Here is a 14,309-nt window from a genome sequence, read left to right on the forward strand (position 1 = left end):
TATGAAATCAAGGTTGATTTTTTCGGGTCTGTTTTGCAGTACTAATCGAAATCCGGGGGTGATATGGGCTTCAAAATATCCATTGCACTGGTGTCACTGATGCTGGCGCCTGCCGTCAGTGCAGAGGTGAGGGAGTATCACAGCAGTAAGCTGAGCCCCCTTGTTATTGAACTGTTCACTTCACAGGGCTGTAGTTCCTGCCCTCCGGCAGACAACTGGTTGGCCGATTTGGATACACATCCTCAACTTTGGCAGCGGGTATTCCCCCTCTCTTTTCATGTTACCTACTGGAACAACCTTGGCTGGGAGGATACCTGGTCACAGGGAGAGTTCACCGATCGTCAGTACGCCTACTATCGCGGTGATTTAAGCTCCCAGGTGTATACACCACAGCTGATGATTAACGGTGATGAGATCAGACGTTGGACCTTACTTGGCTGGTCGCTGACGCCAGTACCTGAGTTGTCTGAAACAGAGGCTGGAGTGCTGACTGCTCAGATTGACAAAGGATTGCTTCAGGCGGGATTTTCAAGGCCATTACAAAAAGATGCCCGGCTCAGGTTTGCCTGGGTGCTACCCACTGCAAAGGTGGTTGTGAAGCGGGGGGAGAACCAGGGCAGGACGCTCAACAATCCGTTTGTGGTGCTCTCTGTCACAGACATACCCGGAACTGGACAGGAGTTTGTTGGCGATTTGCCTGCGAGTCCTGACATAGATGATGAGGCACTTGCTTGGGTGCTTTGGCTTGAAGAGCAGGGCCAGCCTGTTCAGGCCGTTGGGGGGCGTGGTGCTCCCTGAGCTCTGACGGGAGATAAATAAAAATGGCCGCAGTTGCGGCCATTTTTATCCCTCGAAAGGGGAGCAATTATTCAGAAGTGATCACTTCTTGAAGAAAGCTTCGTTGGTGCCGTATGGACCAAGGCCCAGGTCACGCTTACGGATTTCGTCTACGCGGTCGAATGCTTCTTCAGCAACGCGCAGGTTCTTCACATCTTTACGCCAGTAGTACTTGAAGCCGTTGAAGTGGGCGTTGTTTGGATACCAGTACATTACACCCAGACCTTCTTCGTTCATGATTGGGGTGTTGTGGATGTGGTTACCAGGAATGTAGAAGTACTGCCCCTTCTTCAGTGGACGGAACTTGTTGTCAGCCAGAGTCGGGCTTTCGCCGTTTACTACGTAGTAACACTCAGGCTGGCCGTGGAAGTGTGGCTCATGGTCTGATTTACCACCATTGGTGATACCGATAACCATTGGCGCGTCAGCCAGATCTTTCCACATGTAGCCTACTGGTGCGTTTTTCAGGTCGCAGTTTTTAACTTCCAGAACGTTACCATTGTCGTCCAGGCCCTTACAGAAGCGCTGATCTTTCGCGATGCTGTCGTTGGGTTCGATAGTGTTGAAGTCAATCTTACCGGCTTCCCAGTCAGCGATGTAGGCTTCAACCTGTGGGTCGCGGCACTGCTCAGGGATGGTGTCCTGAGGAACGTGTGGAGAGCTGTCGTATGGAACTGGTGTCATCTGCTGATATGGCAGTTGAGCGTGGTTGCACTGAGGGCCAGAGGCCATAGCGGCGGAAGAGGTCACGGCAGCCACCAGGGCGCAGATCATTTTCAGTTTCATCGTCATCATCTCACTTTTTCGTATATAGGGCACAGGCCTCTAAAGCGGGCGCATTGTGCTCTGGATGCAACAAGAATAGAACGCCTGAAATGTGCTAACGGTGAATTTGATCACGGCCAATTGGCACTGAGAAACTTATTCGTGAACCATGTCGCGAATATTTTTGCTCTGGTGAAATTTTGAATTTCAGTGACTAGGGTCTGGTGACCTTTCATGGTTGAATTTTGCTCGAGATAGACGCGCTTTAATCGCGACGCAAGGTGTGCCGCCTAGGGGCCTAAGCAAATACCTTGCAACAAAGAGTAAAGCGCGTATAGCCGAGCCCTTCGGGCAGCGTTTGTCGTCGCTTTCTACTGCATTAACGCTCATTTATGTAGAACAACTACACCACAATCGCGTTGCTTTGTATAAAACAACGACAAAAAGCTGCAAAAACCATCTTCAAAGGTCAACAGACCCTAACTTCAAATCATGGCATGGCTTTGTGACAAACAGCAAAAAGGCCTGCGATTGCAGGCCTTTGGGTCATCAATTCAGCATTTGATTGCTGTTTGGATGGGCGACTTAGAAGTAGTAGCCAACGTTAACGTTGATGCGGGCATCCCACTCGTTAACACCATCGTTCAGGCCGATGCCGGAAGCGGCCAGAGAGCTGCCCCACATGTTTTTGCCGAAAGACAGGTCGATAGAGGAGTAGGTTGGGCCAGCAGTGATAGCTGCGCCGGTAACGTTCTGGTAGCTGTTCTTGAAGCTTTCGTCTTCAACATCAGGAGTCATCACGTTGAAGTCATTGTACAGCTTCACGCTACCGAAATCAGTGGCGATAGTCTTGGCAACGTTAAAGGTGTACAGCTGACCCTTGTCAGCAGTTTCCAGCAAAGAACCACCTTGAGCGAAGGCGATCATGTGCTCGGTACCTTTCTGCGCATCAGCAGCATCAAACTCATAGCTGATCGCCTGAGCGGTGAAGTTCCAGCCCTGGTAGTTGGTGCTCATGTGCAGCGCGAACGCGTGACGGTCACCGCTGTTGTTGGTCAGGCTGTTATAAAGCTGGCCGTACTGAACAGAACCACCGAAAGTGGTGGAGCCGCCGTGGTGCTCAACAGTATAGGTCTGGCGCAGGTTGAACTGGTTACGCTCTTCGTTGTTGTATTCGCGACCATCAATGGTGCCAGTAGCGATATCACCGGCGTACTTCTTGTAAACGTTCGCGCTGTATTCAGCACCGTTGAAGTAAGCGATATCGGTAGCCCAGCCGTTTTTCTTGTAAACCAGTTTCACACCAGTGTCATAGTCTTCTTCGAAGCCCATGTAGTAACCGATGCTCATCCACCATGAATTGGACGCAACGTTTGGATTACCAAACGGTACCATGGCTACACCCAGTTGCAGTTGCATGTCAGGGTTGATGTTGTAGTAGCCGTAGCCGTACTTCAGGAAGTCGTCGCTACCGGTAAAACGGTATTCGGCTTCCAGACCAAAGTTACCCTGCTTGGCGCTGACTTTAGCGGTTACTACGTCAAACTTGAATTCACCGCCTTTGTCGGCACTGGTGTCCTTGTCATCAACCCAGTGGTAGTTGGCGCGAACAGAGCCGCCGAAGTTAACTCCATCTTCCTGAGCTGCCTGAGCAGAGAAAGTGCTCGCGGTTACGGCAGCAGCCACTAAGGACAACATAAACTTAGTGTTCATCATTCTTATTCCTAGGTACACAGAGGAGGTTGTCTGTGTTGGACACCTCCCCTTATTTTTAATTACATCTCTTCGAGCCTGGTGCGCTGACACTGATACAGCCGCTGAGCCTTCTCGTTGTGCTCAGTGAAACAGGCCGGGTAGGTTGCGCCTTAACCGAAGTGGATGGACTTGCGCGGATGGGCTTTCGGTACAGCCAGATCGCTTTGGTCCATTTCGATGTTGCTTGGTGTCGTGAAGTTCATGACTGCAACATAGATTGCGTTTTCTTGCCGGATCCCTGGTGGCAAGCCTGACAGCCATCTTCATAGCTAAAACTATGATTTTCGCGACCAAGGAGTTTACCTTTCACCTGAATCAATTCACCAGCCAGCGCATTGCCAATTAGTGATGCAGTTAACGTTAATTCGGTTACCAACTTATTTATTTGTGACGCCAGCTTGAAACTCTGGTGTAGCGGCAATGTGTTGAATTGGCTTTGCAGGTTCAAACTGGTGGTGAAAAATCTGATGAATGTTGTGTCTGTGTCGAAGCTTATGCTTGCTGGTGTGGCTTTGTGAGATGGTTATGTTGTGTGGGTGTTTTTGAAACGCAGAAAGTCAGCCCTTACCGTGGTAAAGGCCGACTAAATATTGCAATCCGTGCACAGGATTATTCGCAGCTGGCGAATAACCCTGAATGCATGACTGTTACATCACCTCGAACCAGGTGCGGTGACAGTCGGTACAGATTGGGGCTTTTTGCTTGTGCTCAGCGTGACATGCCAGACAGCTTGCGCCATCACCGAAGTGTACTGACTTGTGCGGGTTGGCTTCGTGAACCGGCAGGATGCTTTCGTCAATGGCGATCTCTGATGGCTTACCGTGACAGGCGATACAGCTGCTGTCGTCGATCGCTTTCTTATTCTTGTCTACGTGACAGTTAGCGCAATCATCATGCAGCATTTCGTGGTTGGCGCGGCCTTCCAGTTTGCCCATCATCTTAACCATGTCGCCAGCCTGAGCAGCGCCACTCAATGCCATGCCTACTACCAGAGCGGTTAATAACTTCTTCATTATGCGCTCCTTAATTAAGCGTCAGCTTTGATGGTTTTAGAAACTACGATACCCATGGCCAGGCCTTCCAGACAGGCACAGGAGCTCAGACGGGTTTCACCGTGAGTACCACCGGTCGCTTCACCGATGGCATACAGGTTTTTCATTACGCCCAGATCTTTGGATGCCAGTACACGACCTTCGGTGTCAGTCTTCAGACCACCCATACAGTAGTGAACTTTTGGCCATACGCGGGATACCACGAAAGGCGCTTCCAGGTGACGGGCAGTGTCCATCTTACGACCGAACAGAGGGTCATGACGCTCAGCAACGTGCTTGTTGTGCAGGTCAATATTCTCCTGCAGCGCTTTAGGGTCGATGTTGAAACGCTCAGCCATCTCTTCTACAGAGTTCATCACCCAGGCCATCTTGTCGCGTACTGCACGGGTTACACGGTCATCGTTTGGATGATCGTTGTAGTTAAAGAAGGCGATTGGGTACGCAGGGCTGTTGTCCGGGTAGCGGTTGGCGCTGATACGCTCAGAGCAGTACTTACGGTCACGACGCTCGTCCATAAAGCGCTTGCCGTCCAGTACGCTCACTACCATACCTTCGTGCCAGGTGATAGACAGCAGAGCGTTGGACCAACCGAAACCGCCTTCGTCCGGGCTGCCCCAGTGGCCAGACTGAATCATGTTCATATGAACTGACAGAGCGCCGTGAGACATAGCAGTCATGGTCACTTCACCGGTTGCACCTTTGGCATTGGTACAATCGTAAGTTGGGTCGATAGATGGGTCGAACAGGTTACGCAGAGTCATGTTCTGTGCAAAACCACCGGTCGCGATCACCACGCCCTTGTTGGCTTTGATGAACTTAACCTGGCCTGATTTGGTATTCGGGAACTGATAGTTAAAGCGAACTTTCACACCAACAATAGTGGTGCCATCCATAATGAAGTCTTCAACGTAAGCCTGCTTACGGAAGTCAACGCCCTGCTTCACACAGGTTTCATAGTAATTCTGAGTGATTTCACCACCGGTACCATAGGTAGTACGAACGGCACGGGCCTTGTTGTGACCACCAACCTGCATGTTGAAGCCTTCACGGAAGGTCACACCGTTAGCCACACACTGCTCGAAAGATTCCAGGGCGTGCTCAGCAATACGCATCAGGTGAGGACGGCTGGCCATACCACGACCGGAGATCATCTGGTCTTTTACCAGCTCTTCCGGGCTATCATCATTGATGCCCTGAGCCAGCTGGATTGGGTTGCGAGGAACGGCGAACCAACCACCGTTGATTGCAGAGTTACCACCGATAACCTGCATCTTTTCCAGTACCAGTACTGACCCCAGATCTTGTTTCTTGGCGTTGTGCGCTGCGGACAGACCCGCAAAACCAGAACCAATGATAACTACGTCATGGGTTTCATCCCACTTGATTTCTTTACCGCAGGAAGAAGCAGCTGCTGCAGGGAAGCTGGCTGCCAGACCACCCAATGCCGCACTGGCACCGAGCTTGAGGAAGTTACGTCTGTTTTGCATTTTGATGACCTCACTAAATGATGGCATCAAGATATCTGTGCTTGGAAGGTCAGGAAGTGAACTGGCTCACGGCCGGAATCGAGTGGAAACTTTCTTCATGATTAATATCACGAACAAGTTTTCTCCCCGCCAGGCCCCGTGGCATGAGGTAATTCACGGATTGATTATATTAACTGAAGGGAAATGTGAATCAGCTTCAGCTTTAATGAGGGGCTGCTGTTGTTTTGCCTGAAGTTTACACATACTCGCCGTCGCCACTAACCCTAAGGTGATACAAATATGAAGTGCCCATCCGAGCCGCTGACTACATTGAGATGCAACCAAATTCTGGACGCTGCCGAGTACCTGATTGAAACTCAGGGCATAGTGTCTTTTAAGTTCTCACAACTGGCCAAGGAGGTGGGGTGCTCTACCGGTACTCTGTACAAATTCTTTGAGGGTAAAGAAGATATTCTGGTATGCCTGTTTATGCGTAATGCTACCAGTAACAACCTGCCGATTTTCATTGGTCAGAATCCCGAGCTGACAGCTCAGGAAAAGGCTTTACTGCCAGTATTATTCACCTTTGAGACGATTAAGCGTTCGAAGAGCTTCTTTACCCTGAGGTCTGTCTCGGTCAACACCATGGTGTGGCAGTTGGCCAGTGCCGATAAGATTGAGCGCTTCAAAAAACGTATCAACACTTTCTGGACCTTTATCCGCAGCTCATTGGAGGAGGCCGTTGCCCGTGGCGAATTACAGGCGACACCGCTTCAGCAGAGCGAGTTGGCACAGGGTATTGCCTTCTATTTGACCGGCTCGCTGACCCAGTTCGAGAGTCAGCTGATTAATCCTGAATTTCTCGGGGAGCGCCGGGAGACCTGTTACCGTCATTTGGCGCGTCTGATGGCTCAATATAACTGGAGTCTGCCGCTGACCCGTGAGAAGTTTGATGCCCTTGAATATCAAACCAAGGTCTTTTTCGATAAACACTACCGGGCCCATATGACCTGTGCAGCCTGCAACCAATTGGCCATGGTCAAACCGGGGGAAACTATAGGCTGTACCCGTGAGCAGACAGGCTGCAGCTGAGTAATTTTACGATAGCCATGCCACCAACTTGACTTTGCCTGAGCCTCTCCCTAGTCTGCTCAAACAATCAACAAGGTGGTATGCCATGGAAATAAAATATAATTTAAAACCCTCATCGCAACGCCGCTCGGAACCTTTCGTGCCGGAAGGGGATGTCGGCTTTGGCGTACATCGCACCGATCATATGTTCGTCATGGATTTTTATGACGGCGAGTGGCGTGATCCCCGGATCGAACCTTATGGCCCGTTTGAACTTATGCCGGGTACCATGTCTTTGCATTATGGCCAGGCTATTTTTGAAGGTGCCAAAGCCTTTATGCATGACGATGGCGAAATCTATACCTTCCGCATAAACAAAAATGCCGAGCGTATGAACCGCAGTGGTGAGATTGTCTGTATTCCCCATCTGCCGGAAGATATGCAGGTTAAGGCGATTCAGGCACTGATCGATGTGGATCGTTTGTGGTTCCCACGCCAGCCGGGCGCCTGTCTGTATATCCGCCCCTTTATCTTCGCCACTGAAGACAGGTTGTCTGTCAGCCCCAGTAATCGTTACACCTTCTGCGTGATGCTGAGCCCAAGTGGTGCTTACTATAAGTCCGGCTTCAGCAATGCCATTCGCCTGCTGATCAGCACCAAATACCACAGAGCTGTTTCCGGTGGTACCGGCGCTTCCAAAGCTGCGGGTAACTACGCGGCTTCCCTGCGGGCGGCCAAAGCGGCAGCAGATATGGGCGCTGCACAGGTGTTGTATCTGGATGCGAATAATCAGCAAATTGAAGAAGTGGGGGCCATGAACCACTTCCATGTGCTTAAAGATGGCACCGTGATTATTCCTAAGTTTACTGACACAATTCTCAAGTCCATTACCTCTCTTTCCATCATGGAGCTTAGCGAGATGCTGGGCTGCGAGGTTCGACAGGAAACTGTCATGCTGGATAAGTTTATTGCTGATATTGAAGCTGGTGAGATTGTCGAAGCCGGTGGATTTGGTACTGCTGCAGTGGTATCGCCCGTGGGTTCATACATCTTTGAAGATGGTCGCACTGTTACCGTGGGTGATGGCGAAGTAGGACCCAAAGTGAAGCGTATCTATCAACTGTTTACCGATATCCAGAATGGAAAAGTACAAGGCCCTGAAGGCTGGGTTGTGCAGGTGCCACATCTGCACGCTTAACTCTGATTAGCCTGGAGTAAAAAAGCCACCCTGAGGTGGCTTTTTTGTTTTGTTCACTCTGCGCTCTTGTGTCAGTGAGGTTTGCTGCTCATTAACACAGGGGCCATAGCTGTTCGGATTTCAATCCGGTTGGTAATGCTTACCGGGATGCGTTGCGGATTTTCCTGAGTGGCGATAAACCGGGTTTGCTCCAGTCGAGCCAGCGCCGTTTTGTCCATCTGGGTGGCAGGTTCAATATTGGTCAGTTCAATATTTGCGATTTCCCCACTTTCCTCAATTCTGTAGCTGACCGTAAAGCTGACATTGTCAGAAGCAAACAGTTGTCCAAAATCCAGAGGACCGGCAGCGGGGATCCATAAGCGGCTGTTTATCTCATTGGCATTGATTTGGGGTTCGGTAGTACTGCAGCCGTTAAGCACCCAGGTCGCCAGCAGTATCATCAGTAAAGGCACACTCTTTATCTTTGTTATTTTCATACTTGAGCCTTGGCAGGATTATTATGCTTATTATTGGTATGACTTTTATCCTAATTAACATTTGTGTCAAGGGTGATACATGTGTTGTGGGGTAAATGTGTTAACTGACGCAGAACACTGAGTAGCTAAGTAAAGTGTTTATATGTCAGTTGCTTAAATATTTTTGGGTGGGTGTGCTTTAGTGGTGTTTTGTACTGGATATTGGTGCTGTTAAGGCATGAAATTTAGAATTATTCAACTTGATGTGAGCTTGACTACTTTTTTGAGTATTAGCTTTCATCGTTCAACGAAAAAAGGCTGAACCGAGCACTTGCGCTGCTTCTGTTCAGCCTTGGGGCCTATCCAAATCTTGTGAATAGGCCGGGGTTACGTGAAGGGATTACTCCTGAGGAATACGTACGTCGCCTTCCATCAGTATGCGGGCACTGCGACTCATAATCGCCTTGGTGACCTGCCACTGACCATCAACCAAGCTGGCCTCGGCGCCGACTTTCAGAGTGCCTGAGGGGTGTCCGAACGTCACGGCCTGACGCTCACTGCCACCTGCAGCCTGATTCACCAAAGTGCCCGGAATTGCGGCCGCTGTACCTATGGCGACGGCGCAGGTACCCATCATGGCGTGGTGCAGTTTACCCATAGATAAAGCACGAACCAGCAGATCCACATCTGCCGCTTTTATCTGTTTACCCGCTGAAGACGCATAGTCTTTGGCGGGGGAGACAAAGGCAATCTTGGGAGTATGCTGACGGGTTTTGGCTTCTTCCAATGAGTTAATCAGTCCCATCTTGATAGCACCGTGGGCGCGCAGGGCTTCAAATCGCTCCAGCGCCCTGGCATCACCATTAATCGCGTCCTGCAGCTCTGCACCTGTGTATCCCAGCTCATCGGCATTAAGGAAGATAGTGGGGATGCCCGCATTGATCAGGGTGGCATTGAGTACGCCGCCAGTGACTAATTCCTCTGGCACTTCAAGCTTATCGACCAGGTTACCGGTTGGGAAAATCGCCCCTTCACCATCGGCAGGGTCAACAAATTCCAGCACAATCTCAGCTGAGGGGAAGGTGACGCCATCCAGCTCAAAATCACCGGTTTCCTGAACCTCACCATTGGTCACAGGCACTCTGGCGATAATGGTTTTGCCTATATTGGCCTGCCAGATACGTACTTCACAGATGCCGTTCTCCGGTACCCGGGATGGGTCAATCAGACCTGCGTGTATGGCAAAGGCACCTGCTGCTGTCGACAGGTTACCGCAGTTGCCACTCCAGTCGACAAAGGCCTCTCCAATGGCCACCTGTCCATAGAGGTAGTCCACATCATGATCCTGCACCGCGCTTGTGTTCATGATGACGCATTTGCTGGTACTTGAGGTGGCGCCCCCCATACCATCGGTATGCTTGGCGTAGGGATCCGGGCTGCCGATCACTCGCATCAGCAAGGCATCACGGGCTTGCCCCGGCGTTTGTGCCGCCTGTGGCAGATCGCCTAAGCGGAAGAATACGCCCTTACTGGTGCCACCGCGCATATAGGTCGCCGGGACTTTAATTTGAGGTTTGAACGTCATTATCAGTTCCTTACGTCCTGACTACCTGGCAACACAGGGCCTGTCTTACGGAATTCAGGATGAATTTGGAAAGTTTCAGGCAGTGACTGACACTGCCTTATCTGTCTTAAAAACGGATGAATAAAAATCTTTGCGCGATGTCGGGCCTGAAATTCAGGATCGCGCAAAGAGGTTATTCATATTAAGCGTTAGCCAGGAAGTCCTGGGCAAAGCGCTGCAGTACACCACCTGCCTCGTAGATAGAGACCTCTTCAGCGGTATCCAGACGGCATTTCACCGGCACTTCCAATGTCTGACCGTCGGCCTTGTGTACCAGTAGAGTCAGAGTGGTACCCGGTACCCGCTCGCCAACCACATCGAAGGTTTCAGTGCCGTCTATCCCCAGAGTCTTGCGGGTGGTGCCCGGCTGGAACTCCAGTGGCAGTACGCCCATGCCGATCAGATTTGTGCGGTGAATGCGCTCAAAACCTTCTGCGACAATGGCTTCAACACCGGCCAAACGCACCCCTTTAGCGGCCCAGTCACGGCTCGAGCCCTGACCATAGTCTGCGCCTGCGATAATGCACAGGGGCTGTTTACGATCCATGTAGGTTTCAATCGCTTCCCACATGCGGGTGACTTTGCCTTCCGGCTCAACCCGTGCCAGTGAGCCCTGCTTAACCTGCGCCGTGCCATCGGGTCCATTCTCCAGCACCATCTCATTGAACAGCTTGGGGTTGGCGAAGGTCGCGCGCTGGGCGGTCAGGTGATCGCCCCTGTGGGTGGCGTAAGAGTTAAAGTCCTCTTCCGGCAGACCCATTTTCGCCAGATATTCACCGGCGGCCGAGCTGGCCAGAATGGCGTTGGAAGGAGACAGATGATCTGTGGTGATATTGTCACCCAGCACCGCCAGTGGGCGCATACCCTTAAGGCTGCGTTTGCCTGCCAGTGCCCCTTCCCAGTAGGGTGGACGGCGGATATAGGTGCTCTGCGGACGCCACTGATACAGAGGATCGTTCTGCTCGCCATAGTCCACGCTTAAGTCGAACATAGGCTCGTACACCTGACGGAATTGCTCCGGCTTAACGCACTCCTTGATTACCGCATCGATCTCTTCATCAGATGGCCACAGATCTTTCAGTGTCACAGGGTTGCCATTGGCATCATTGCCCAGCACGTCTTTCTCTATGTCGAAACGCACACTGCCTGCGATGGCGTATGCGACCACCAGAGGTGGGGATGCCAGGAATGCCTGCTTGGCGTAGGGATGAATACGACCATCGAAGTTACGGTTACCTGACAGTACCGCGGTTGAGTAGAGATCTCTGTCGATAACTTCCTGCTGGATCCTGGGATCCAGTGCGCCGCTCATACCGTTACAGGTGGTACAGGCAAAAGCCACGATACCGAAGCCCAGGGCTTCCAGATGTGGCAGCAGGCCGGCTTCTTTCAGGTACAGCTCAACGGCCTTGGAGCCGGGGGCCAGAGAGGTTTTCACCCACGGCTTGCGAACCATGCCTTTTTCCACCGCGTTGCGGGCCAGCAGACCGGCGGCAATCACATTGCGTGGGTTACTGGTGTTGGTACAGCTGGTGATAGCAGCAATGATAACGGCGCCATCCGGCATCTGACCGTCCGCTTCCTGATAGTCTGCAGCAATGCCTTTTTCCGCCAGGGTGCTGGTGGCAACGCGGGCATGAGGATTGGAAGGACCTGCTACGTTGCGTACCACGCGGGAGAGATCAAAGCTGAGCACTCGCTCATATTCGGCATTCTGCAGGGCATCTGCCCACAGACCGGTTTGTTTGGCATATTGCTCAACCAACGCGACCTGCTTATCGTCGCGGCCGGTCAGTTTCAAATAATCTATGGTCGCGCCATCGATATAGAACATGGCTGCTGTCGCGCCATACTCAGGGGTCATATTGGAGATGGTGGCACGATCGCCCAGGGTCAGGGCGGCAGCACCTTCGCCGAAGAACTCCAGATAAGCTCCTACTACACGCTCTTTACGCAGGAATTCGGTCAGGGCCAGTACGATATCCGTAGCGGTTATCCCCGGCTTTGGCTTACCTGTCAGTTCAACCCCGACGATATCCGGTAAACGCATCCAGGAAGCGCGACCCAGCATGACGCTTTCGGCTTCCAGGCCGCCAACACCGATTGCGATCACGCCCAGCGCATCCACATGCGGGGTATGGCTGTCGGTACCGACACAGGTATCCGGAAAGGCGATGCCATCTCTCACCTGAATCACAGGAGACATCTTCTCCAGGTTAATCTGGTGCATGATGCCGTTACCCGGCGGGATCACATCCACATTGCGGAATGCGGTTTTGGTCCAGTTGATAAAGTGGAAGCGATCGTCGTTACGTCTGTCTTCGATGGCGCGGTTTTTCTCAAAGGCATCGGCTTCGAAACCTGCATGTTCCACTGCCAGTGAGTGATCGACGATCAGCTGTGTTGGAACCACTGGGTTAACCTTGGCAGGGTCGCCACCTTTGTCGGCGATGGCGTCACGCAAACCGGCCAGATCCACCAATGCGGTTTGTCCCAGAATGTCGTGGCACACCACGCGGGCAGGGAACCAGGGGAAGTCCATTTCGCGCTTACGTTCGATAATTTGCTTCAGCGAGTCAGTCAGGGTATTGGGATCGCAGCGGCGAACCAGGTTTTCTGCCAGCACCCGGGATGTGTAGGGCAGTTTGTCATAAGCGCCGGGGCTGATAGCGTCGACGGCTTCACGGGTGTCGAAGTAGCTTAAGTTTGTACCCGGCAAGGGCTTGCGATAAAGGCTGTTGATTGTCATGGCATCATCCATACTTCAGGATCGAAAAGGGCAGGCGCTGCCTATTAATAAGCCGCGCCTGCCATGGCAGAGAGTGATTAGCCGTATCCGGCGGTTAACCACGCTCGGCTATTGGCATCACTTCTCTTGGCTCTTCACCCACATAGTCGGCACTTGGGCGGATGATACGGTTGTTGGCTCGTTGCTCCATCACGTGGGCAGCCCAGCCGGTGACCCGTGAGCACACAAAGATAGGAGTAAACAGCTTGGTTGGAATGCCCATATAGTGATAGGCGCTGGCGTGGAAGAAGTCGGCGTTACAGAAGAGTTTCTTCTCATCCCACATCAGCTCTTCACAGGCGACAGATACATCGTACAGACGGCTGTCACCAAACTCATCGGCCAGCTTGGCAGACCACTCTTTGATGATGGCATTGCGTGGATCTGACTCACGGTAGATGGCGTGACCGAAGCCCATGATCTTCTCTTTACGATCCAGCATGCCTTTCAGTGTGGTCTTGGCGTCGATCGGATCTTTCATATCCTGGATCAGCTCCATGGCTGCTTCGTTGGCACCGCCGTGCAGTGGACCGCGCAGAGAGCCAATAGCACCTGTGACACATGAGTGCATATCAGACAGGGTGGACGCACATACTCGAGCGGTAAAGGTCGAGGCATTGAACTCATGCTCGGCGTACAGGATCAGCGACGAGCTCATTACATCGGCGTGCAGCTGTGATGGCTTCTTGCCGTGCAGCAGATGCAGGAAGTGAGCCCCAATCTCTTCATCATCAGTCTCAGTTTCAATGCGTACGCCATCATGGCTGAAGCGGTACCAGTAGCAGATGATGGATGGGAAAGCGGCCAGCAGACGGTCGGTGATATCGCTTTGCTCGGAGAAGTCATTTTCCATCTCCAGGTTACCCAGCATAGAGCAGCCTGTACGCATCACATCCATAGGGTGAGCATCGGCAGGAATGCGCTCCAGTACGTCTTTCAGAGCCTGTGGCAGACCGCGCAGACCTTTCAGCTTCTGGCGGTAAGCATCCAGCTGAGCCTGAGTTGGCAGCTCACCGTACAGGATCAGGTAAGCCACTTCTTCGAAGCGGGTATTCGCTGCCAGATCCTTGATATCATAACCGCGATAGGTCAGGCCTGAACCCGATTTACCCACAGTACTCAGTGCTGTTTCACCGGCTGATTGTCCACGCAGACCCGCGCCACCTAATTTCTTGTCGACCATTGCTCTTTCCCTCTTGCGTTCGTTCTTATGTCGCCCCGGTTATCTCCGGGGCAATATCAGCAACGACTTCAGGCATCTTGCCCATGCTGCTGTGGCCGGGTTGCCATATAGGGTA

At 52.0% G+C, this 14,309-nt stretch carries 11 protein-coding genes; 3 read left to right on the forward strand and 8 right to left on the reverse strand.

The annotated features are described in order from the left end of the window. Window positions 1-63: 63 nt before the first annotated feature. A complete protein-coding gene (locus tag ACFOE0_RS11455; RefSeq protein ID WP_248937432.1) occupies window positions 64-798 on the forward strand; it encodes a DUF1223 domain-containing protein in 735 nt (244 codons plus the stop codon). A gap of 81 nt (window positions 799-879) precedes the next feature. On the opposite strand, the gene ACFOE0_RS11460 is transcribed toward ACFOE0_RS11455, so the two are convergent. The 4 genes from ACFOE0_RS11460 to ACFOE0_RS11475 all read right to left on the reverse strand — a co-directional run bounded on the left by ACFOE0_RS11460 (window position 880) and on the right by ACFOE0_RS11475 (window position 5,896). Continuing rightward, on the reverse strand, window positions 880-1,623 hold the full coding sequence (locus tag ACFOE0_RS11460) for a cupin domain-containing protein (RefSeq protein WP_115138651.1): 744 nt from the start codon (window positions 1,621-1,623) through the stop codon (window positions 880-882). Between the two features lie 564 nt (window positions 1,624-2,187). After that, complete coding sequence (locus tag ACFOE0_RS11465) at window positions 2,188-3,318, reverse strand: hypothetical protein (RefSeq protein WP_248937433.1); 1,131 nt, start codon at window positions 3,316-3,318, stop codon at window positions 2,188-2,190. Window positions 3,319-4,004: 686 nt separating this feature from the next. Next, entirely contained in the window at window positions 4,005-4,370 is a 366-nt protein-coding gene (locus tag ACFOE0_RS11470; protein ID WP_115138650.1) for a cytochrome c3 family protein, read from the reverse strand. 14 nt (window positions 4,371-4,384) lie between these two features. Then, window positions 4,385-5,896, reverse strand: coding sequence for a flavocytochrome c (locus ACFOE0_RS11475; RefSeq protein ID WP_248937434.1), 1,512 nt, complete (start codon window positions 5,894-5,896; stop codon window positions 4,385-4,387). Between the two features lie 279 nt (window positions 5,897-6,175). Here ACFOE0_RS11475 and ACFOE0_RS11480 point away from each other — a divergent pair, with 279 nt between their 5' ends. Beyond that, complete coding sequence (locus ACFOE0_RS11480) at window positions 6,176-6,967, forward strand: TetR/AcrR family transcriptional regulator (RefSeq protein WP_248937435.1); 792 nt, start codon at window positions 6,176-6,178, stop codon at window positions 6,965-6,967. Window positions 6,968-7,052: 85 nt separating this feature from the next. Next, window positions 7,053-8,144, forward strand: a complete 1,092-nt coding sequence (locus tag ACFOE0_RS11485) for a branched-chain amino acid aminotransferase (protein WP_248937436.1) — start codon at window positions 7,053-7,055, stop codon at window positions 8,142-8,144. A 71-nt stretch (window positions 8,145-8,215) separates the two neighbouring features. Here ACFOE0_RS11485 and ACFOE0_RS11490 read toward each other — a convergent pair whose 3' ends face one another. The 4 genes from ACFOE0_RS11490 to prpC form a co-directional block, all read right to left on the reverse strand. Next, on the reverse strand, window positions 8,216-8,620 hold the full coding sequence (locus tag ACFOE0_RS11490; protein ID WP_248937437.1) for an energy transducer TonB: 405 nt from the start codon (window positions 8,618-8,620) through the stop codon (window positions 8,216-8,218). 379 nt (window positions 8,621-8,999) lie between these two features. Continuing rightward, a complete protein-coding gene (gene prpF / locus ACFOE0_RS11495) occupies window positions 9,000-10,184 on the reverse strand; it encodes a 2-methylaconitate cis-trans isomerase PrpF (RefSeq protein ID WP_248937438.1) in 1,185 nt (394 codons plus the stop codon). A gap of 181 nt (window positions 10,185-10,365) precedes the next feature. Then, the gene (gene acnD / locus ACFOE0_RS11500; RefSeq protein ID WP_248937489.1) at window positions 10,366-12,966 is read right to left on the reverse strand and encodes a Fe/S-dependent 2-methylisocitrate dehydratase AcnD; all 2,601 of its coding nucleotides are present in this window, start codon (window positions 12,964-12,966) and stop codon (window positions 10,366-10,368) included. Between the two features lie 100 nt (window positions 12,967-13,066). After that, window positions 13,067-14,194: a bifunctional 2-methylcitrate synthase/citrate synthase gene (gene prpC, locus ACFOE0_RS11505; protein WP_248937439.1), complete on the reverse strand. Its 1,128-nt coding sequence runs from the start codon at window positions 14,192-14,194 to the stop codon at window positions 13,067-13,069. Window positions 14,195-14,309: the final 115 nt, after the last annotated feature.

This window comes from Shewanella submarina (assembly GCF_042646185.1).
Lineage (GTDB): Bacteria > Pseudomonadota > Gammaproteobacteria > Enterobacterales > Shewanellaceae > Shewanella > Shewanella corallii.